Origin of the sequence: Pseudonocardia sp. 73-21, from assembly GCF_001899645.1 — a bacterium.
Taxonomy (GTDB): Bacteria; Actinomycetota; Actinomycetes; order Mycobacteriales; family Pseudonocardiaceae; genus Pseudonocardia.
Map to the genome: position 1 here is coordinate 51,501 of NZ_MKVV01000061.1, position 19,323 is coordinate 70,823.

The following is a 19,323-nucleotide window of genomic DNA, read 5'->3' on the forward strand; positions in this document are numbered from 1 at the left end:
TCAGTACTCTCGCGCGATGCTGGTCTGGATGACGTTGGTGGCCGGGTTCGCCGTGATCGCGGCCGGCATCGTGGTGGTCCTCAAGGTGGACCGCCGCTGGCGCGGAGCCCACCTGCAGTGCTGCCGCTGCCTCGAGGTGTGGTTCGGCCGGGAGAAGATGTGCTTCCGGTGCGGCGCCCGCGGCCAGTCCTACGACTGGCGGGCCCGCAAGTACGCGGGGTTCCCCACCCACGACTGGCAGGGCTACCTCGACACCGGACCCATCCCGGTCATCACGGCCCCGGTGCTGGGCACCGCCGTGCCGCAGCAGCGCGCGGAGTCACCACGGGCCACGGTCGATCAGCGCTGATCCCGCCGGATCGGGTGGTCCTCAGGGATCTGCACCAGCACGATCGGGGTGCCGTCGGGATCGGCCACCCACATCTCGTGCAGCCCCCACGGCTCACGGCGCGGCTCGCGGACGACGTGCCCGGCGAGCTCCCGGTGGGCGGCGTCGAGGTCGCGGACCTGCAACCACAGCCGGATCTTGTCGTCGGCACGCGCCCCCGCGGCGCCCGAGAGCTCCAGGAACCCGCCGCCCAGGAAGAACACCGTGCCACCGGGGAACTCGCGGGCGATCGCGAGGCCGAGCACGTCGCGGTAGAACGCCAGGCTGGCGTCCATGTCGACGGGCCGCAGCAGCACCCGGCCGGCGAGGATCTCCACTAGGAGGTCGTTGCCTTCAGCGAGCCGAGCGGGGTGGGCGGGTCGGAGTCGATCCGCAGCGCGGTCATGATCCGGGCCAGGCCCAGGTAGTGGCCCGCGGTGAGCGCCACCTCCACCACCCGCCGGTTGTCCAGCTCCGCGGCCAGGGCGGCGTAGCGGTCGTCGGGGACCTCGCCGTCGCGCACCATGTCGGCCACGAACGCGAGCACCGCCCGCTGGACCGGGGTGAACGACGCGTGCTCGACGTCGCCGGCGTCCAGCGCGGCGATCTGCTCGTCGGTGGCACCGCAGGCCAGCGCGATGGGCACGTGCTGCTCCCACTCGTAGCGGGCCGCCAGCCGTCCGACCTGCAGGATCGTCAGCTCGCGCAGCAGTGGGTCCAGCGCGAGGTCGCTCAGCACCGCCCCACCGAAGCGCAGCCACGGGACGAACGCCGACTCGGCCTGGGCCAGCAGCCCGAAGACGTGCAGCGGCGGCAGGTTGCGCAACGCCTTCGCGGTGGCGGGCGGGGCGTTCTCGGGATCGACGTACGGGACACGGGCCATGGGAGCGACCCTAGGACGCGGGGACCACGACGACCGGGCACGGGGCGTGCTCGATGCAGGCCCGCGCCACCGACCCGATCCGCAGCATCTCGCTGATGCCGCCGTGGCCACTGCGCCCCACCACCAGCATCGACGCGCCCGCGGCCGCCTCGACCAGCGCCTCGGCCGGGCGCCCCTCGGCCCGCACGGCACGCACCGTGGCCTTGACGGCGGGCTCGGCCCCGAGCTCCGAGGCCACGAGATCGGCGGTGTCGTCGTGCGCGCCCCGCTCCACGACGTCCGCCGCCGGGAGCTCGGGCAGGAAGCCGTAGTTGCTGGGCACCGCGGTCCAGTCGTGCAGCGCGGGCGGGTAGCGGAACGCCCGGACCACGTCGAGCTCCGCTCCGAGACCCGCCGCCGCGGTCGCCGCCCACCGCAGCGCCGCCCTGGAGGTGTCCGACCCGTCGATACCGACCACGATGCGTTCCACGCGATCATCTTCCGCCGGATGCGACCGGGCATCATGTCGGGGTCCCCCGCACGCAGGTTGTGCGAAGGCGGTCCGGTCGAGTTGGGTGGGCCTGTGCCGGATGATCCCGGCGGGTCGAGCAACGGAGGGTGCACATCGTGTCGGAGCAGCTGTTCAGCAGGGTCGCCATCGTCAACCGGGGCGAGCCGGCCATGCGGCTGATCCACGCGGTGCGGGAGTGGAACGCCGAAGGACTGCGTCCGCTGCGCACCATCGCGATCCACACCGCCGTCGACCGGCACGCGATGTACGTCCGCGAGGCCGACGAGGCGGTGCTCATCGGCTCCGACGATCCCGACTACATGGGCCCGAGCCCCTACCTCGACTATGCCGAGCTGGAGCGGGCGCTGAAGGTCGCGCGCGCCGACGCCGTGTGGCCGGGCTGGGGCTTCGTCTCGGAGAAGGCCGACTTCGCGCGCCTGTGCCGTGACCTCGACATCGTGTTCGTGGGGCCGTCGCCCGAGGTGATGGAGCGGCTCGGCGACAAGATCGCGGCCAAGGAGCTGGCCGAGGAGGTCGGCGTGCCGCTCGCCGCCTGGAGCCACGGCGCCGTCCCGGACCTCGCCGCGGCCCGCGAGCACGCGGAGCGCATCGGCTACCCGCTGATGGTCAAGGCCACCGCCGGTGGCGGCGGGCGCGGCATCCGGCGCGTCGACCGCGCCGAGCAGCTCGACGAGGCCTTCGAGCGCGCCGGGTCCGAGGCCGCCAAGACCGCAGGCGACGCCACGGTGTTCCTGGAGCGCGCGATCTCCGGCGGCCGCCACGTCGAGGTACAGGTGGTGGCCGACGCCACCGGCGACGTGTGGACGCTCGGCATCCGCGACTGCTCGGTGCAGCGGCGCAACCAGAAGGTCCTGGAGGAGTCGGCGTCCACGGCGCTCGACGCCGAGCAGGAGCAGCTGCTGCGCACCTCCGCCGCGGCGCTCGCGAAGGCCGCCGGCTACGTCAACGCGGGCACCGTCGAGTTCCTCTACGAGCCCAAGGAGCGCCTGCTGACGTTCCTCGAGGTCAACACGCGCCTGCAGGTGGAGCACCCCGTCACCGAGGCCACCACGGGCGTCGACATCGTCAAGCTGCAGCTGCACGTGGCCGGCGGCGGCCGGCTGGCCGACAGCGGGTGGGCCGGGACCGACGGCGGAGCGCCGCCCGCGCGCGGGCACGCGATCGAGGCCCGGCTCACGGCCGAGGACCCCGAGCAGGGCTTCGCGCCCGCCCCGGGCCGCATCGAGCACCTCGCACTGCCCAGCGGCCCCGGCGTCCGCGTCGACACCGGGGTGGCCGCGGGCGACACGATCCCGCCCCAGTTCGACTCGATGATCGCGAAGGTCATCGCGTGGGGCCGCGACCGCAACGAGGCCCGCGCGCGCCTGTCCCGTGCACTGAAGCAGACCGCCGCGGTGATCGACGGCGGCACCACCAACAAGGCGTTCCTCCTCGACCTGCTCGACCGCCCCGAGGTGCGCTCCGGCGACACCGACACCACCTGGCTCGACACGATGATGGCCGACGGCTACACGCCGCCTCGGCGCCTCGACGTCGCGCTGCTGGCCACGGCCGTCGAGGCCCAGGACGCGCACGTCGCCCGGCAGCGGGAGCGGCTGTTCGCCTCCGCCGAGCGCGGCCGGCCCGAGGTCGGGCACGAGACGTGGCACCAGGTCGACGTGCGCGCGGCGGGCGAGTCCTACCGGCTGCGCGTGGCCCAGTCGCGCACCGGGCGCTACCACGTCTCGCTCGACGGCCACGACATCGACGTCGACGCCGAACGCACCGGCCGGTTCGAGCGCAAGCTCACCGTCGGGGGACACACGTTCCACGTGCTGTCGGTGCCGCAGGGCTCCGACTACCTCGTCGAGGTCGACGGCGCGGTGCACCGCATCTCCGGTGGCGAGGCCGGGCTGGTCCGCGCGCCCGCGCCCGCGATGGTGGTGGCCGTCCCCGTCTCCCCCGGTGACGAGGTGCAGGCCGGCGACGTCGTCGCGATCGTCGAGAGCATGAAGCTGGAGACGGCGCTGCGCGCGCCCGTCGCCGGCCGGGTGGCCGAGGTGCTCGTCGACACGAACACCCAGGTGGAGGGCGGCACCAAGATCATCCGCCTGGAGCCCGACGCCGACGCGGGGCCCGCCTCCAGCGGCGACCGGGCGGATCTCTCCGCGCTCGCCACGCCCGCCGTCGCGGGGTCGGACGCGGGCGCCGTGGCCGCCGACGCGCTGACCTCGCTGCGTTTCCTGGTGCTCGGCTACGACATCGACGAGCGCGACGCCCGCCCGCTCCTGGCCGCCCTGACCGCGGCCCGCGACGAGCTCAAGCCCGACGACGCGAGCGTGCTGCACGGCGAGATGGCCACGTTCCGGATCTTCGCCGACCTGTGCGCGCTGTCGCGCAACCGCCGCGGCCCGGAGGACGAGTCGCAGCAGATCGACCCGGCGGGCGAGGAGGCCCGCAACCCGCAGGAGTACCTCCACGCCTACCTGCGCTCCCGCGACGCCGACGTCGAGGGGCTGCCCGAGTCGTTCCGGGAGAAGCTGCGCCGCGCGCTCGCGCACTACGGCGTCGCCGACCTGGAGCCCTCCGACGAGCTGCACAGCGCGCTCTACCGGATGTTCCTGGCGCACCGCCGCGCGTCCGCGCACGTGCCGGTGCTGCTGGACCTGCTGCAGTGGCGGCTGCGCCACCCCGACTCGCTGCCGGAGAACGCGCGCGAGGAGTACCAGCGCGTCCTGGACCAGCTCGTCACGGCCACCCAGCTGCGCCATCCGGTCGTCGGCGGGCTGGCCCGGCGCGTGCGCTACACCTGCTTCGACGCACCCCTGCTCGACGCCGAGCGCGCCGCGGGCCAGGCCGAGGTCCGGGCCGAGCTGGACCGGCTCTCCGACGAGCCCACCGAGCGGGCCCGCCAGATCGACCGGATCGTCTCGGCCGCGGAGCCGATCCTCGGCGTGTTCGGCGAGGACCACCAGGCCGCGATGCTGGAGGTCATGACGCGGCGGTACTACCGGGTGCGTCCGCTGGCCGACGTCACACTGCAGGACCGGGGCGGCCGCCCCCTGCTCACCGCCCTCTACGACCACGACGGGCACCAGCACGTCGTGCTGGCCACCACCGTCCACACAGCACCCGACGCCCCCGCGGGCGGCGACCCGATGGCCGTCCAGGGCGACCTGCGCCGATTGATCACCCAGCTCCCCGAGGGAGCGACGGCGCTGCTGGACCTCTACGTGATCGCGGGCGAGGCGCCCGACGCCGACCCCGAGCGCTCCGCCGAGAAGATCCGCGCGCTGCTCGGGCGGCTGCCCGACCGGCTCGCGCGCGTCGCGGTCGCGGTGCGGCGCCCGGCCGGAGACGAGCGCTCGGCGTGGTTCACCTTCCGGGCCGGCCCTGATCGGAAGCCGGTGGAGGACCGGACGCTGCGTGGCCTGCACCCGATGGTCGCCGAGCGGCTGGGGCTGTGGCGGCTGTCGGGCTTCGAGCTCACCCGCCTGCCCTCCCCCATCGACGTCCACCTGTTCCGCGCGGTGGGCAAGGAGTCGGCCGACGACAAGCGGCTCATCGTGCTCTCCGACGTCCGCGACCTGACGATCCTGCGCGACGACAGCGCCGATGCGGGCTCCTCGCCCGGTGGCCGCATCCGCGCGCTGCCGCAGCTGGAGCACGTGCTCGACTCCTGCCTCGACGCCCTGCGCTCGGCCCGTGCGGCCACCCCCGCCGACTCCCGGCTCGACTGGAACCGCGTGCTGCTCTACGTCTGGCCCGTCGTCGACGTGGCGTTCGAGGAGCTGGACTCGGTCGTGCGCGTGCTGGCGCCGCGGTCCGAAGCGCTGGGCCTGGAGCAGGTGATCGTGCAGTTCCGGCACGCCACCGATCCGGCCGCCGAACCGCAGGAGTACATGCTGCGGATGTCGCGGCCCCCGGGCGCCGGGCTCACCGTGCGCGTCACCGAGCCCGCCACCGAGCCCATGCGCGAGCTCGACGCGTACACGCAGAAGGTGATCCGGGCCCGTCGTCGCGGGGCGGTGTACCCGTTCGAGCTGGTCCCGATGATCACCCGCAACCCCGACCGCGGCGGCCCGGCCGGCGAGTTCACCGAGTACGACCTCGACGACTCGTTCGCCCCGGTGCCCGTCGACCGCGCGCCCGGCGGCAACACCGCCAGCATCGTGCTGGGCACGGTCACCACGAAGACCGCGCGCTACCCCGAGGGCATGACGCGCGTCGTGCTGCTCGGTGACCCGACCCGCGCCCTGGGTGCGCTGGCCGAGCCCGAGTGCCGCCGCGTCGTGGCCGCGGTCGAGCTGGCCCGGCGGTTGGACGCGCCGATCGAGTGGTTCGCCGTCTCGGCGGGCGCGAAGATCGCGATGGACTCCGGCACCGAGAACATGGACTGGATCTCCCGCGTGCTGCGGGCGATCATCGAGTTCACCCAGGACGGCGGCGAGATCAACGTCATCGTCACCGGCATCAACGTGGGCGCCCAGCCGTACTGGAACGCCGAGGCCACGATGCTGATGCACACCAAGGGCATCCTCGTGATGACGCCGGAGAGCACCATGGTGCTCACCGGCAAGCAGAGCCTCGACTACTCCGGTGGCGTCAGTGCCGAGGACAACTTCGGCATCGGCGGCTACGACCGGATCATGGGCCCGAACGGCCAGGCGCAGTACTGGGCACCGGACCTCTCGGCGGCGGTGGACCTGCTGCTCGCCCACTACGCCCACACCTACCGCGCGCCCGGCGAGCGGTTCCCGCGGCCGGCGCCGAGCGTCGACCCGGTGGAGCGCGACATCTCCGACTCGCCGCACTCGGGTGCGGGCTGCGACTTCACCACCGTCGGCGAGGTGTTCACGGCCAACCCGGGCCGCAAGAAGCCGTTCGACATCCGCTCGGTGCTGAAGTCGGTGGCCGACGCCGACCACCCCACGCTGGAGCGCTGGATCGACATGATCGACGCCGAGGGTGTCGTGGTGCTCGACGCGCACCTCGGTGGGCAGCCGGTGGCGCTGCTGGGCATCGAGTCCCGGCCGCTCCCCCGCCGCGGCCGCGTGCCGGTGGACGGGCCGACGACGTTCACCGCGGGCACGCTGTTCCCCCGGTCGTCGAAGAAGACGGCGCGGGCGATCAACGCGGCCAGCGGCAACCGTCCGCTGGTGGTGCTGGCCAACCTCTCGGGCTTCGACGGCTCCCCGGAGTCGCTGCGCTCGCTGCAGCTGGAGTACGGCGCCGAGATCGGCCGGGCGGTGGTGAACTTCGACGGTCCGATCGTGTTCTGCGTGGTCAGCCGCTACCACGGCGGCGCGTTCGTCGTGTTCTCCGGGACGCTGAACGACAACATGGAGATCGCCGCCGTCGAGGGTTCCTACGCGTCGGTGCTCGGTGGTGCGCCCGCCGCGGCGGTGGTGTTCGCGGGCGAGGTCAACAAGCGCACGGCCGCGGACTCGCGGATCGCCGACCTCGAGACCCGCATCGCCGAGGCCCGGCAGAGCGGGTCGGAGTCCGAGGCGGCGAGGCTGACGGCGGAGCTGGCGGCGCTGCGGCCCGGGGTGCGGTCGGAGAAGCTGGGGCAGGTGGCGGACGAGTTCGACACCAAGCACAGCATCCAGCGCGCCCAGAGCGTGGGCTCGGTGGACGAGATCGTGCCGCCGACGAGGCTGCGGCCGTACCTGATCAGCGCGGTGCGCAGGGGGATGGCGAAGGCCGGGGACTGATCGCCGGTTGCGTCGGGGTCCGGATGGCGAGCCGTCGAACGATGTGTGGTGATCTGGCGGCCGTCCCGATCTGGCCTACCGGACCTGGCGCGGATGATCTCCCGACCTTCCATCGGGACCGGCGTGTGGTGCCGTTTCTCTGCTCGCAACGGGATGAGGCCCGCGCGCGGCTGCACAGTACGCGCGCGGATGGCGCGTCAGCGGGTGCAGAGGCCCTTCGCGGCCAGGATGCGGGCCACCGCCTTGTCGTTCGCCGCCCCGTCCAGCTTGCCACTGGTCAACGCCTGCTGCAGGGCGTCGAGGACGGGGGTGACCTTGCCGCCGCTGGTCCACAGCGCCATGTCGGCGCCGGCCTCCAGCGCCCGCTGGACGGCCTCGGGCAGGGCGAACTCGTCGGTGATCGCCTTCATCGCGCCCAGGTCGTCGGTCATCACCAGCCCGTCGAAGCCGTACTGGCCGCGCAGCAGCTGGTAGACCGCGGGGGTCAGGGAGCTGGGGAGGTCCGTGGTGAGGTCGGGGACGTCGAGGTGGCCCACCATCACCGCGGTGCGGCCGCGACCGTTGTTGTCGGCCAGTGCGCCACCGTCACCCAGCAGGGTGGCGTAGGGCTTGAGGTCGTCGGCCTTCAGCTGCGCCAGGGGCGGGGTGGTGACGCGGCCCTTGTGGGAGTCGCCGCTGGAGTGCCCGTGGCCGGGGAAGTGCTTGAGCACCGTGAAGATCCCCGCCTCGCGCTGCCCGAGGGCGTAGGCGAGGGCGTAGGTGGTGACGGTGTCGGGATCGTTGCTGAAGGACCGGTCGCCGATCACGTCGTCGGCGGGCTGGTTGCTGACGTCGGCGTCGGGGGCCATGTTCATCGTGATGCCGCGGGCGAGGAGCTTCTTCGCGCGCTCACGGGCGACGTCGCGCACCTCCAGCGGCGTCTTCGTGGCCGCGAGGGTGCGGGCGCTGGGCAGCTCGCCGTCGAGGGCGTCGATGCGCTGGACGCGGCCCCCCTCGTCGTCGACGGCGACGGCCAGCGGGACCCGCGAGGCCGCCTGCACCCCGCGCAGGGACTGGTTGCGCAGCAGCTGCGTGGCGTTGCCGCCGACGAAGATGCCACCGACCTGGGTGTCGCGGACGGTGGAGGCGGTGCCGGCGGGGTCGTCGCCCTCCACCCCGACCATGAGGCGCTGCGCCAGCCGGGCCCGCGGGGTCATCGCGGTGACGGCGGCGGTGCAGTCGGGCAGCCGGTCGGCGCCGAGGGCGAGGCCGGTGAGCTCCGGTGCGGGAGCGGGTGCCGACGTCGGGGCGGCGGTGGCCGGAGCGGCGGCCGGGACCGCAGCCGACGCCGGGGCCACCAGCAGGCTCCCCAGCATCCCGACGACGAGCCCGCCCAGCAGCGGCACGGCCGAGCGGCTGCGACGCGGTCGGATGGTTCCACGGTTGAACGACATCGCCGACCATCATCCGCCCCGGCCCGTTCCCGCGTCAGCCGGGGGACGGTTGGGCCCGCACGTGCAGGCGTTCCCCCTGCGGGCCGAAGAGGCTCAGGACCTCGGCCGGCTCGGGACCCGGGTTGCCGAACCAGTGCGGGGTGCGGGTGTCGAACTCCGCCACCTCCCCCGGTTTGAGCACGATGTCGTGCTCGCCGAGCAGCAGCCGGATCCGCCCGGACAGGACGTAGAACCAGTCGTAGCCCTCGTGCGTCCGCAGGTCCGGCTCCCCGGGCGGCCAGTGGGGCGGGATGATCTGCTTGTAGGCCTGCACCCCGCCCGGCCGACGCGTCATGGGGATGAACGTCGAGCCGTGCCGCTGGAACGGGCGGGCGTGGATGCGGGGGTCGCCGGTGACGGGGGCGTCGACGAGCTCGTCGAGCTGAACCTGGTGGGCCCTCGCGAGCGGCAGGAGCAGTTCGAGGGTGGGCCGGCGCTGCCCGGACTCCAGCCGCGACAGGGTGCTCACCGAGATCCCGGTGCTCTCCGACAGCTCGGCCAGCGTCGCCCCGCGCTGCCGGCGCAGCGCGCGCAGGCGCGGACCCACGGCCTCCAGCACCCCGTCGAGGTCCGGGCCCGTCATGCGATGTCCGGGACCCGTTCGCCCGACGGCGGCGGGCCGGGCGGGGTGCCGTCGCCGAACGGGCGCCCGCCCAGCTCCTCGCGCCCGTGCGGGGTCAGCCACCCCGAGACGTCCGGGCCGGCCGGCACGATCCCCGTCGGGTTGATCGTCAGGTGGACGCCGTAGTAGTGCTGCTTGATCTGCAGGAAGTCGATGGTGTCGCCGAACCCGGGCGTCTGGAACAGGTCGCGCGAGTACGCCCACAGCACCGGCATCTCGGTGAGCTTCTGGCGGTTGGCCTTGAAGTGGCCGTGGTAGGCGGCGTCGAACCGCACGAGCGTGACCCACAACCGGACGTCGGCCTCGGTGATCGTGTCGCCCACCAGGTAGCGGCGCGTGGCGAGGCGTTCGGACAGCGCGTCGAGCCGGGCGAACAGCGCCGCGTACGCCCGCTCGTAGGAGGCCTGGCTGCCGGCGAACCCGCACTTGTAGACGCCGTTGTTCACGTCCTCGTAGACGCCCGCGTTCACCTCGTCGATCTCCGCGCGCAGCGCCTCCGGGTAGAGGTCGGGTGCACCGCTCCGGTGGAACGCCGTCCACTGCGTGGAGAAGTCGAGGGTGAGCTGCTGGAAGCCGTTCGTCGCGACGCCGCCGGTGCGCAGGTCCACCATGGCGGGCACCGTGATGCCGGCGTCGAAGCCGGGGTCGGCGGTGCGGTAGGCCTCGCCGAGGTACTCGATGCCCAGCACCGGGTCGCGGTTGTCGGGGTCGAGGTGGAAGCGCCAGCTGCGCTCGTCGTGCAGCGGCCCGGCGATGCCCATCGAGATCGCCTGCTCGAGGCCCAGCAGCCGCCGGACGATCACCGCCCGGTTGGCCCACGGGCACGCCCGCGCGACGACGAGCCGGTAGCGCCCGGCCTCGACGGGCCACCGCGACGAGCCGTCGGCGGTGATCCGCTCGTCGAGCGCGACCGGTTCACGTTCGAAGGTGGTCACAGTCGGAACCTACTGTGCCGAAACCTAGTGTGGGTGCCGTGCCCGCACTAGACGACCTGATCCGCCCGGGGATGCGCATCGCGGTGGCCGACGGGACGGGCACGCCGCGCGCCCTGTTCCCCGAGCTGACGCGGATCGCCGGGCACCACGGTGACCTGCGCCTCGTCCTGGGCTGGACGCCGCACGCCGAACCGGATCTCGACGGCGCCGCGTTCGCCGACGCCCGCACCGTGATGTCGGGCTGGGGGCTGCGGAAGCCCGTCGACGCCGGGGCGGTGCGGTCGGTGCCGACGCGGTTGTCGGCGGTGCCGTCGCTGCTGGCCGGGCCGCTGCGACCCGATCTCGTGCTCGCCTCGCTCGTCCGCACCCCCGACGGCCTGCGCTTCGGCGCGGAGGTGTCGTGGATGCGCGGGGCTGTGCTCGCGGGGATCCCGGTGGCCGCGGTCGTCTCCCGCACGGCCCCGCACTCCGACGCCGGCCCGCCGCTGCCCGCGGACGCGATCACCGTGCTCGGCGAGACCGACGACGCGCCCCGTGAGGTCGCCTTCTCCGCCCCGGGCGAGGTCGACCGCCGCATCGCCGCCCACGTCGCGCGGTGGGTGCCCGAGGGCGCCCGCGTGCAGGTCGGGCCCGGCCGGTTGGGCGCGGCCGTGCTCGACGCGATCGACGTGCCGGTGCGCGTCGACTCCGGCCTGCTGCCCGAGTCCGTCGTGGACCTCGACGCGCGCGGCCTGCTGATCAGCGCCTTCGGCGCGTACATGGTGGGCACGAGGCGGCTCTACGACTGGGCTGACGGCCGCGCGCTGCTCCACCCGCTGGAGGTCACCCACGACCCGGGCCGTCTGTGCTCGGACACCCCGTCGCCGCTGATCGCGGTGAACACCGCGGTGGAGATCGACCGGGCCGGGCAGGTGAACGTCGAGGGCACGGCCACGGCGGTGGTGGGCGGTGTCGGCGGGCATCCCGACTACGCGGCGGCGGGGACGCGGTCGCTGCGCGGGCTGTCGGTGGTGGCAGTGGCGTCGGGCCACCGTGGGGCGTCGACGCTGGTGGAGACGCTGTCGCGGCCCGTCACCACCGCTTCGCACGACGTGGACGTGGTGGTCACCGAGCACGGCTCGGCGGACCTGCGGGGGCTGGACCGTCGCGAACGCGCAGCGGCCCTGGCACGGTTGTGGGATGAGTGACGCGGCCGCGATCCCGCTGACGGTGGTCGCGTGCGCCGTCGTTCCGGGCGGTCTGGTGGGGCAGGAGGCGCGGGTGGAGATCCAGCGCCACGACGAGCGTCAGGCGCCGGCCCCGTTGCCGGGCGGGCCGTCGAACACCCAGTAGCGCAGGAGCAGAAAACGCGCCGCGCCGCCGAGGACGCTCGCGGCGGCGACCGCCACCGACTGCAGCCACGGGCTCGGATCGTCGACCACCATCGCCAGGCCGACCAGCACCGCGGAGCTGTAGAACGCGTAGAAGACGACGGTGCCGCCGTTCTGCACGTAGGTGCGCCAACGATGGGCCGACGCGGCACCCTGGAAGGTGAAGCGGCGGTTGACCTCGGTGCTCAGCAGCGTGCTCAGCACCAGCGCCACGAGATTGGCCGCGAGGGCCTCCCACCAGGTGCGCAGAGCCAGGAAGACCACCGCGTTGGCGATGGTGCCGAGCGCGCCCACGATCGTGTAGCGGGCCGCCTGGGTGGCGAACGGATGGGCCCGGCGGACGCGCGCCCGCCACGACTCGGGGACGGCGACGACGGGCACCGTGAACCCGAACGCCGAGCTCGTCACGTCGACCATGTCCCCTCCTGTCCCGTTGTCGATCATTACCCGACGTTTCCCTCGCGACAAACGCGGTGTGGGCTGTCCCTCATCTGTGTGAACCCCGTGATCGTCGGGCGATTCCGTGATCCACGGCGTGTTCGGCGTGATCGTCGCCACCGGTTCGGCCCGGTCCCGCCGAGGAGACCGGGGCGACACGGTCAGCGGCCGGGGGTCACGATGTCGGCTCACCAGGGCCGAGCGACTCGATCACCGTGGTGCGGATGAATCGTGCCGGGGCAGCGGATCACCGAGGGACAGGCCGCCCGGCAGCAGGTGGCCTGCGCCGGCGACGGGGTGCCCCCAGCTCAAGGGACTCCTGCTGGCCCGGCACGACCGTCCGCGGGCGTGGTCACCGAACCGTTCGAACACCCGGTCCGGGGTAGCGATCACACGGCCAGGAAGACCGTCTCGCCCTCGCCCTGCAGCCGGATGTCGAACGTCAGCCCGCCGTCGGACGCCGGCGCGGCGACCAGGGTGGCCGCGCGCTCCGCCGGCAGGGACGACAGCAGCGGGTCGGTGGCGTTGGCCGCGGCCTCGTCGGGGAAGTAGATGCGCGTGACCACCCGGTCGAGCAGGCCGCGCGCGAACACCGAGACGGCGATGTGCGGGGCCTGGCCGTCACCGACCGCGCCGGGCTTGACCGTGACGATCGTGAACCGGCCCTCGGGGTCGGTGGCGCAGCGGCCGAAGCCGCCGAACCCGGAGCCCGACGCGCCGCGCGGGTCGTCGGGGTGGTCGAAGCGGCCCTCGGCGTCGGCCTGCCAGGTCTCGATCAGCCCGTCGGGCACCACGGCTCCCGCGCCGTCGGCCAACACCCCCGTGATCCGGACGGCCCCTGGCGAGCCCTCGGGGACGACGAGGTGACCGTCGGTCCAGGTCAGGCCGATGCTCAGGAACGGGCCGACGGTCTGTGACGGGGTGGCGCTCATACCGGGTGCTCCATGGCTGGTGGGGCGGCTGGAACGGAAGCCGTGATCGTGGTCGGCGGAATCAAGAATGCTCCTCGAACGGCGTCTGCTCGCGTCCGCGCAGCACGATGTCGAACCGGAAGGCCAGGGCCCAGTCGGGGCGGGTGGCGTCCAGGTCGAACGTGGAGATCATCCGCTGCCGGGCCTTCTCGTCGGGCACGGAGTTGAAGATCGGGTCCTGGGCGAACAGGGGGTCGTCCGGGAAATACATCTGCGTCACCAGGCGCTGGGTGAACGCCCGCCCGAACAGCGAGAAGTGGATGTGCGCGGGGCGCCAGGCGTTGTGGTGGTTGCCCCACGGGTACGCGCCGGGCTTGATCGTCGTGAACGAGTAGTGGCCGGAGCTGTCGGTGAGGACGCGGCCGCCGCCGGAGAAGTTGGGGTCGAGCGGCGCGGGCCAGTTGTCGCGGGCGTGGGCGTAGCGGCCCGCCGCGTTGGCCTGCCACACCTCGACGAGCGTGTCCGGCACCGCGCGACCGTCGGAGTCGCGGACCTGGCCGAACACGACGATCCGCTGGCCGATCGCCTCACCCGCGTGCTGGGTGGTGAGATCGTGGTCGCCTGTGCCGATCGGGCCGGTGAGCAGCGGGCCGGTCACCTCGGTGAGCCGGTCGCGCAGCACCACCAGCGGCTGCGACGGCGCGCGCAGCCCGGTGCTCTTGTATCCCTCGAACGCGAGCGGCGGGTTGGTACCGTCCGGGACGGGCCGGTAGCCGACGGGCTGGATGGACGTCATCAGATCGCTCCGTGGGGCAGGCCGACGTAGTTCTCGGCGAGGCTGGTGGCGGCGGCGGTCGAGGAGACCGTGTAGCGGAGCTGGGAGAGCTGGATCCTCCGCTGGAACGCGTCCTCGTCGGGGAAGTTGTGGAGCATCGAGGTCATCCACCACGAGAAGTGCTCGGCGCGCCAGACGCGGCGCAGGCAGGTGTCGGAGTAGCCGTCGATGCCGGTCTCGTCCCCCTTCCGCAGGTAGCTCTCCAACGCGTCGGCGAGGATTCGCACGTCGGCGATCGCGAGGTTCATTCCCTTGGCCCCGGTGGGCGGCACGATGTGCGCGGCGTCGCCGGCGAGGAACAGCTTCCCGTGCCGCATGGGCTCGCGGACGTTGCTGCGCATCCCCGTGACGCTCTTCTCGATCAGCGAGCCCTCGTTGATCTCCGTGCCCAGCCGCAGCCGCAGCTCGTCCCAGATCCGGGCGTCCGACCACGTGCCCGCGTCGGTGTCGGGCGGCACCTGCAGGTACAGGCGCGTGACCTCGGGGCTGCGCATCGAGTAGAGCGCGAATCCGTTCGCGTGGTTGGCGTAGACGAGCTCGTCCTGGATCGGCGCGGCCTCGGCCAGGATGCCGAGCCAGGCGAAGGGGTACTTCCGGTCGAACGTCTCACCGGAGAAGGCTCCGCGGCTGACGCCGTGGAAGCCGTCGCAGCCCGCGATCACGTCGCAGTGCAGCTCCTCGCGCTGTCCGTTGCGGGTGTAGCTGATCACCGGATCGTCGGTGACGCCGTCCAGCGCCAGGTCGGAGACCTCGAACCGCAGGTCGCCGCCGTCGGCGAGGCGGGCGGCGATGAGGTCCTTCACCACCTCCTGCTGCCCGTAGACGACGATGCCGCGGCCGGTCAGCGCGGCGAAGTCGATGCGGTGGTCGGCGTCCTCGAACCGCAGCGAGACGCCCGCGTGCGGCAGGCCCTCGGCGTCCATCCGCGCGCCCAGCCCGACCTCGCGCAGCAGCTCGACGGTGGGGTGCTCCAGCACCCCGGCCCGGACCCGCTGCTGCACGTACTCGCGGCTGCGGGCCTCGAGCACCACCGATTCGATCCCCTGGCGGGCCAGAAGGTGCGACAACAGCAACCCTGCCGGTCCCGCGCCCACGATTCCCACCTGGGTGCGCATGCGTCCGACAATGGTGGAGCGTCGGACCCCCGCTCGACGGCACTTCCGCTGAGCGGAAGACTCTCACCCGTGGGTGACACGGTGACGGCGCGCGTGCTGGCGGTGCTGGCCGCGTTCGACGCCGAGCACACGGAACTGACCCTCACCGAGATCGCGCGCCGCGCCGCCCTGCCCCTGACCACCGCGCACCGGCTCGTCGGCGAGCTCGCCGGCTGGGGCGCCCTCGAACGCGCCGACGACGGGCGCTACCGGGTGGGGCTGCGCCTGTGGGAGGTCGGGGCGCTCGCCCCGCGCGGGCTGGGGCTGCGCGAGTCGGCGCTGCCGTTCCTGGAGGACCTCGTCGAGGTGACGCGCCAGAACGTGCAGCTCGCGGTGCTCGACGGCCGCGACGCCGTGTACGTCGAACGGTTGTCCGGGCGCGGGGCGGTCAACGTCATCACGCGCGTCGGGGGCCGGTTGCCGCTGCACGCCACCGGGGTCGGCCTGGTGCTGCTCGCCCACGCCTCCCCCGAGCTGCAGGAACAGGTGCTGTCGGGCCGGCTGCACCGCTACACCGCGAAGACCCTCTGCCGGCCCGACGACCTGCGTCGCGCCTTGGCCGACGTGCGGCGCACGGGGGTGGCCGTCAGCGACGGCCAGATCGAGCTGGTCGCGTTGTCGGTGGCCGCCCCGGTGCACGGGCCGCGCGGCGAGGTGGTCGCAGCGCTGTCGGTGGTGGTGCCGGCCGAGGGTGGAGACGCCCGGCCGTACGTGCCGGTGGTGCGGGCGGCGGCCCGGGGGATCTCGCGCGCACTCGGCGGGTGACCGCGACGGTCCGCACGGCAACGCCCGCCGGAGGGCGCTGACGTGTGACGGACGCCGATCTCCGCCCGGTCCTCGCGGTCGACGCGGAACCCGCTGCCCCTGGGGTGCGGCGCGACCAGGCCGGGCTCGCCCGGGAAGTACCGGAACATGCCCGCGACCGGCTCCGGCATCGCGCGCAGGAGATCCGCTCGGCGAGCGGGGCGTCAGGATCCGCCGTATGGCGGAGTAGGTGCGATCACCTCGATGGTCATGGCCGCGACGCCAGGAGCTCCAGCCGCCGGAAGGTCGAGCCCTGCTCTTGCGGAAGGCACTTCACGGGGCAACGATCACGCCGATGGACGTCGTGGAGTTCCGCCCCGAGCCGCACCAGTTCGCGTGGACGTTCGGGGGTGCCGCACCGACCCACCGGATCAAGCCGGGCACAGCGCTGAAGCTGTGGACCGAGGACGCCTTCTCCGGGAGTCTGCAGCGGGTCACCGACATGCCGAGCCAGGTGCTCGACATGACCGAGGTCAACCCGCAGACCGGCCCCTTCTACGTCGAGGGCGCCGAGCCGGGCGACACCCTCGCCATCCACATCGTGGACCTCACGCCCGCCCGGGACTGGGCCGCGTCCACCACCATCCCGTTCTTCGGCGCCCTGACCGGCACCGACCGCACCGCGCTGCTGCAGGAGCCGCTGCCCGAGCGGACGTGGATCTACCAGCTCGACCGCGCGAAGGGCACGGTGCTCTACGAGGCGAGGAACCTGAGCCTGGAGCTGCCGGTGGCCCCGATGCTGGGCACCGTCGGCGTCGCCCCGGCCGGGCGCGAGGTGCGCACGAGCCTCGTGCCCGACAAGTTCGGCGGCAACATGGACACCCCCGAGATGAAGGCGGGCACCACCTGCTTCCTCGGCGTCAACGTGGAGGGCGCGCTGTTCTCGCTCGGCGACGGGCACTACCGGCAGGGCGAGGGCGAGAGCTGCGGCACCGCGGTCGAGGGGGCGATGGACGTGACGGTGGTCGTCGACCTCGTGAAGGGTGGCGCTCCGGAGTGGCCGCGGCTCGAGCACGACGACCACTACGTCGTAGTCGGGTCGTCGCGGCCGCTGGAGGACGCCTGGCGCGCCAGCCAGATGGGCATGATCGCCTGGCTCGGCGAGCTGTACGGCCTCGACCGGCTCGACGCCTACCAGCTGCTCACCCAGATCAGCCTCTCCCCGCTGGCCAACGTCGTCGACGCGAACTACAGCGCGATCACCAAGATCGAGAAGGCCCTGCTGCCCGCGGCCGACGCCTACGGCGGCATGCACCGCCACCTGCGCTCCCTCTCGAAAGGACTCGTCTGATGGATCTCGGACTCACCGGCAAGGTCGCGCTGGTCACCGGCGGCACCAAGGGCATCGGACGCGCGGTGGTGGAGGCGCTGCTGGCCGAGGGCGCCACGGTCGCCTTCTGCGCGCGCAACGCCGCGGAGGTGGAGAAGGCCGCCGGGGAGCTGGGGGCCGTCGGCACCGCGCTCGACGTGGGTGACGGCGCGGCGCTCACCGCGTGGGTGACGGCGTCGGCGGAGCGGCTCGGCGGTATCGACGTGGCCGTCGCCAACGTCAGCGCGCTGGCCATCGGCCCGGGCGAGGAGAACTGGAAGGCCGGCTTCGAGGTCGACCTCATGCACACCGTCCGCATGTCCGAGACCGCCACGCCGTACCTGGAGGCGTCGAAGGGGTCGTTCGTCGCGGTGTCGTCGGTGTCCGGGCGCGAGGTCGACTTCGCCAAGGACGCCTACGGCACCATGAAGGCCGCCGTCGTGCACTACGTCTCGGGGCTCGCGTTCCAGCTCGCCCCGTCCGGCGCGCGGGCCAACTGCGTGTCGCCGGGCAACACCTACTTCCCCGGCGGGGTGTGGGAGGGCATCGAGGGCGGCAACCCCGACCTGTTCTCCCTGGCCATGAGCCTCAACCCGACGGGGCGGATGGCCACCCCGCAGGAGATCGCCTACGCCGTCGTGATGCTCGCGAGCCCGCGGGCGTCGTTCATCACGGGCACCAACCTGGTCGTGGACGGTGCTCTGACCCGAGGAGTGCAGCTCTAGCAATGCGCGAGTTCCGTGTCGCCGTCCCCCAGGCCCAGCTCGACGACCTGCGCGAGCGGCTGGCCAGGACCCGATGGCCCGAGCCTGCGACGGTGGAGGGCTGGACGCAGGGCGTTCCGCTCGACTACGCGCAGGAGCTCTGCGCGTACTGGGCCGACGGGTACGACTGGCGGCGCTGCGAGGCCGAGCTCAACGCGCTCCCGCAGTTCGTCACGGGGCTCGACGGCGGCGGGGACGACAGCGTCGACATCCACTTCCTGCACGTCCGCTCGTCGAACGAGGACGCGCTGCCGCTGCTGCTCACGCACGGCTGGCCCGGGTCGGTCGTCGAGTTCCTGGACGTGATCGGCCCGCTGAGCGAGACGTTCCACGTCGTGGCGCCGTCGCTGCCCGGCTACGGGTTCAGCGCCAAGCCGACCGTCGCGGGCTGGGGCGTCGAGCGGATCGCGACGGCCTGGGCGCAGCTCATGGACCGTCTCGGCTACGACCGCTGGGTCGCCGCCGGCGGTGACTGGGGCTCGATCATCACCAGCGCGCTGGGCACCGCGGCCCCGGACGGGCTGCGGGGCATCCACCTCACGATGCCCGTCGCGCCCCGGCCGCCCGAGGGGAGCGTGCCACCGCTGACCGAGGCCGAGCAGGCCGCCGTCGCCGACCAGGCCACCTTCCGCACGGTGCGCAGCGGGTACTCCGCCGAGCAGTCCACGCGCCCGCAGACCATCGGCTACGGCCTGCTCGACTCCCCGTCCGCACAGTGCACGTGGATCGTCGAGAAGTTCTGGGACTGGACCGACTGCGCCGGGCACCCCGAGAACGTGATCAGCCGCGACCGGCTGCTGGACAACGTGATGCTCTACTGGCTGCCCGGCAACGGCGCGTCGTCGGCGCGGCTGTACTGGGAGAGCTTCGGTGGACGGCGGCGCACCGACGAGGTCCCGGTGCCCACGGGCGTCACGCTGTTCCCCCACGAGCTCTACCGCCTTCCCCGCAGCTGGATCGAGCGTCGCTACACGGACCTGCGCCACTACACGGAGCAGAAGACGGGCGGCCACTTCGCGAGCATGGAGCAGCCGGAGGTCTACGTCGCGGAGCTCCGGGAGTTCTTCCAGACGCTGAGGTAACCCGCCCACCCCGCGAGTCGGCAGATCCCCGCGCGCGAGTCGGCAGATCCCCGCGCGCGAGTCGGCAGATCCCCGCGCGCGAGTCGGCGCCTGGCCGCCCCCCGACGGTCGCTGCCGGCGCCGACTCGCGCACGCGAAACCGCCGACTCGCGGGGGTGGCGGTGGGGCGG

The 19,323-nt window shown here is 73.2% G+C and carries 18 protein-coding genes; 8 read left to right on the forward strand and 10 right to left on the reverse strand.

Going from position 1 to position 19,323, the window contains the following annotated elements:
- Positions 1 to 16 precede the first annotated feature (16 nt).
- Positions 17 to 349, forward strand: a complete 333-nt coding sequence (locus BGP03_RS20065) for a hypothetical protein (RefSeq protein WP_298797420.1) — start codon at positions 17 to 19, stop codon at positions 347 to 349.
- Here BGP03_RS20065 and BGP03_RS20070 read toward each other — a convergent pair.
- The 3 genes from BGP03_RS20070 to BGP03_RS20080 are packed head-to-tail and all read right to left on the reverse strand — an operon-like array spanning position 340 to position 1,719.
- Positions 340 to 705 (reverse strand): VOC family protein, encoded by a 366-nt coding sequence (locus tag BGP03_RS20070; protein WP_296373710.1) that lies wholly within the window; start codon positions 703 to 705, stop codon positions 340 to 342. The genes BGP03_RS20065 and BGP03_RS20070 overlap by 10 nt on opposite strands.
- On the reverse strand, positions 705 to 1,250 hold the full coding sequence (locus BGP03_RS20075; RefSeq protein WP_296373712.1) for a carboxymuconolactone decarboxylase family protein: 546 nt from the start codon (positions 1,248 to 1,250) through the stop codon (positions 705 to 707). The genes BGP03_RS20070 and BGP03_RS20075 overlap by 1 nt, the downstream gene beginning before the upstream one ends.
- Before the next feature lie 10 nt (positions 1,251 to 1,260).
- The gene (locus BGP03_RS20080; protein WP_296373714.1) at positions 1,261 to 1,719 is read right to left on the reverse strand and encodes a universal stress protein; all 459 of its coding nucleotides are present in this window, start codon (positions 1,717 to 1,719) and stop codon (positions 1,261 to 1,263) included.
- 128 nt (positions 1,720 to 1,847) lie between these two features.
- Here BGP03_RS20080 and BGP03_RS20085 point away from each other — a divergent pair, with 128 nt between their 5' ends.
- Positions 1,848 to 7,457, forward strand: a complete 5,610-nt coding sequence (locus BGP03_RS20085) for a carboxyl transferase domain-containing protein (protein ID WP_296373716.1) — start codon at positions 1,848 to 1,850, stop codon at positions 7,455 to 7,457.
- 197 nt (positions 7,458 to 7,654) lie between these two features.
- Here BGP03_RS20085 and BGP03_RS20090 read toward each other — a convergent pair whose 3' ends face one another.
- From BGP03_RS20090 to BGP03_RS20100, 3 genes are read right to left on the reverse strand one after another with little or no spacing between them, the layout of a single operon-like run.
- The gene (locus BGP03_RS20090; RefSeq protein WP_296373718.1) at positions 7,655 to 8,890 is read right to left on the reverse strand and encodes a glycoside hydrolase family 3 N-terminal domain-containing protein; all 1,236 of its coding nucleotides are present in this window, start codon (positions 8,888 to 8,890) and stop codon (positions 7,655 to 7,657) included.
- 34 nt (positions 8,891 to 8,924) lie between these two features.
- Positions 8,925 to 9,512: a helix-turn-helix transcriptional regulator gene (locus BGP03_RS20095; RefSeq protein ID WP_296373720.1), complete on the reverse strand. Its 588-nt coding sequence runs from the start codon at positions 9,510 to 9,512 to the stop codon at positions 8,925 to 8,927.
- Entirely contained in the window at positions 9,509 to 10,486 is a 978-nt protein-coding gene (locus BGP03_RS20100; RefSeq protein ID WP_296373722.1) for a glutathione S-transferase C-terminal domain-containing protein, read from the reverse strand. Before BGP03_RS20100 ends, BGP03_RS20095 begins: the two co-directional genes overlap by 4 nt.
- Positions 10,487 to 10,524: 38 nt before the next feature.
- Here BGP03_RS20100 and BGP03_RS20105 point away from each other — a divergent pair, with 38 nt between their 5' ends.
- Together BGP03_RS20105 and BGP03_RS20110 are read left to right on the forward strand one after the other, a co-directional pair.
- Positions 10,525 to 11,673 (forward strand): acetyl-CoA hydrolase/transferase C-terminal domain-containing protein, encoded by a 1,149-nt coding sequence (locus BGP03_RS20105; protein WP_296373724.1) that lies wholly within the window; start codon positions 10,525 to 10,527, stop codon positions 11,671 to 11,673.
- Positions 11,666 to 11,818, forward strand: coding sequence for a hypothetical protein (locus BGP03_RS20110; protein ID WP_296373726.1), 153 nt, complete (start codon positions 11,666 to 11,668; stop codon positions 11,816 to 11,818). Before BGP03_RS20105 ends, BGP03_RS20110 begins: the two co-directional genes overlap by 8 nt.
- Here BGP03_RS20110 and BGP03_RS20115 read toward each other — a convergent pair.
- From BGP03_RS20115 to BGP03_RS20130, 4 genes are all read right to left on the reverse strand, one after another.
- Positions 11,773 to 12,273, reverse strand: coding sequence for a GtrA family protein (locus BGP03_RS20115; protein WP_296373727.1), 501 nt, complete (start codon positions 12,271 to 12,273; stop codon positions 11,773 to 11,775). The genes BGP03_RS20110 and BGP03_RS20115 overlap by 46 nt on opposite strands.
- 410 nt (positions 12,274 to 12,683) lie before the next feature.
- A complete protein-coding gene (gene pcaG / locus BGP03_RS20120) occupies positions 12,684 to 13,226 on the reverse strand; it encodes a protocatechuate 3,4-dioxygenase subunit alpha (protein ID WP_296373729.1) in 543 nt (180 codons plus the stop codon).
- Positions 13,227 to 13,287: 61 nt separating this feature from the next.
- Positions 13,288 to 14,001 carry a protocatechuate 3,4-dioxygenase subunit beta gene (gene pcaH / locus BGP03_RS20125; protein WP_296373731.1) on the reverse strand — a complete coding sequence of 238 codons (714 nt, stop codon included), beginning with the start codon at positions 13,999 to 14,001 and terminating at the stop codon, positions 13,288 to 13,290.
- Positions 14,001 to 15,155, reverse strand: a complete 1,155-nt coding sequence (locus BGP03_RS20130) for a 4-hydroxybenzoate 3-monooxygenase (protein ID WP_296373733.1) — start codon at positions 15,153 to 15,155, stop codon at positions 14,001 to 14,003. Before BGP03_RS20130 ends, pcaH begins: the two co-directional genes overlap by 1 nt.
- A 69-nt stretch (positions 15,156 to 15,224) precedes the next feature.
- Here BGP03_RS20130 and BGP03_RS20135 point away from each other — a divergent pair, with 69 nt between their 5' ends.
- The 4 genes from BGP03_RS20135 to BGP03_RS20150 all read left to right on the forward strand — a co-directional run bounded on the left by BGP03_RS20135 (position 15,225) and on the right by BGP03_RS20150 (position 19,153).
- Entirely contained in the window at positions 15,225 to 15,959 is a 735-nt protein-coding gene (locus BGP03_RS20135) for an IclR family transcriptional regulator (protein WP_296373735.1), read from the forward strand.
- Positions 15,960 to 16,293: 334 nt separating this feature from the next.
- Entirely contained in the window at positions 16,294 to 17,289 is a 996-nt protein-coding gene (locus BGP03_RS20140; protein ID WP_298797427.1) for an acetamidase/formamidase family protein, read from the forward strand.
- Positions 17,289 to 18,032: an SDR family oxidoreductase gene (locus tag BGP03_RS20145; protein ID WP_296373739.1), complete on the forward strand. Its 744-nt coding sequence runs from the start codon at positions 17,289 to 17,291 to the stop codon at positions 18,030 to 18,032. Before BGP03_RS20140 ends, BGP03_RS20145 begins: the two co-directional genes overlap by 1 nt.
- A gap of 2 nt (positions 18,033 to 18,034) precedes the next feature.
- Positions 18,035 to 19,153 (forward strand): epoxide hydrolase family protein, encoded by a 1,119-nt coding sequence (locus BGP03_RS20150; protein WP_298797429.1) that lies wholly within the window; start codon positions 18,035 to 18,037, stop codon positions 19,151 to 19,153.
- Positions 19,154 to 19,323 lie beyond the last annotated feature (170 nt).

Coding starts and splice junctions, on each gene's coding strand:
- BGP03_RS20145 (WP_296373739.1), top strand. CDS start 17,289: ATGGATCTCGGACTCACCGGCAAGGTCGCGCTGGTCACCGGCGGCACC.
- BGP03_RS20115 (WP_296373727.1), bottom strand. CDS start 12,273: ATGGTCGACGTGACGAGCTCGGCGTTCGGGTTCACGGTGCCCGTCGTC.
- BGP03_RS20090 (WP_296373718.1), bottom strand. CDS start 8,890: ATGTCGTTCAACCGTGGAACCATCCGACCGCGTCGCAGCCGCTCGGCC.
- BGP03_RS20140 (WP_298797427.1), top strand. CDS start 16,294: ATGGACGTCGTGGAGTTCCGCCCCGAGCCGCACCAGTTCGCGTGGACG.
- BGP03_RS20130 (WP_296373733.1), bottom strand. CDS start 15,155: ATGCGCACCCAGGTGGGAATCGTGGGCGCGGGACCGGCAGGGTTGCTG.
- BGP03_RS20110 (WP_296373726.1), top strand. CDS start 11,666: ATGAGTGACGCGGCCGCGATCCCGCTGACGGTGGTCGCGTGCGCCGTC.
- BGP03_RS20065 (WP_298797420.1), top strand. CDS start 17: ATGCTGGTCTGGATGACGTTGGTGGCCGGGTTCGCCGTGATCGCGGCC.
- BGP03_RS20075 (WP_296373712.1), bottom strand. CDS start 1,250: ATGGCCCGTGTCCCGTACGTCGATCCCGAGAACGCCCCGCCCGCCACC.
- BGP03_RS20095 (WP_296373720.1), bottom strand. CDS start 9,512: ATGACGGGCCCGGACCTCGACGGGGTGCTGGAGGCCGTGGGTCCGCGC.
- pcaG (WP_296373729.1), bottom strand. CDS start 13,226: ATGAGCGCCACCCCGTCACAGACCGTCGGCCCGTTCCTGAGCATCGGC.
- BGP03_RS20150 (WP_298797429.1), top strand. CDS start 18,035: ATGCGCGAGTTCCGTGTCGCCGTCCCCCAGGCCCAGCTCGACGACCTG.
- pcaH (WP_296373731.1), bottom strand. CDS start 14,001: ATGACGTCCATCCAGCCCGTCGGCTACCGGCCCGTCCCGGACGGTACC.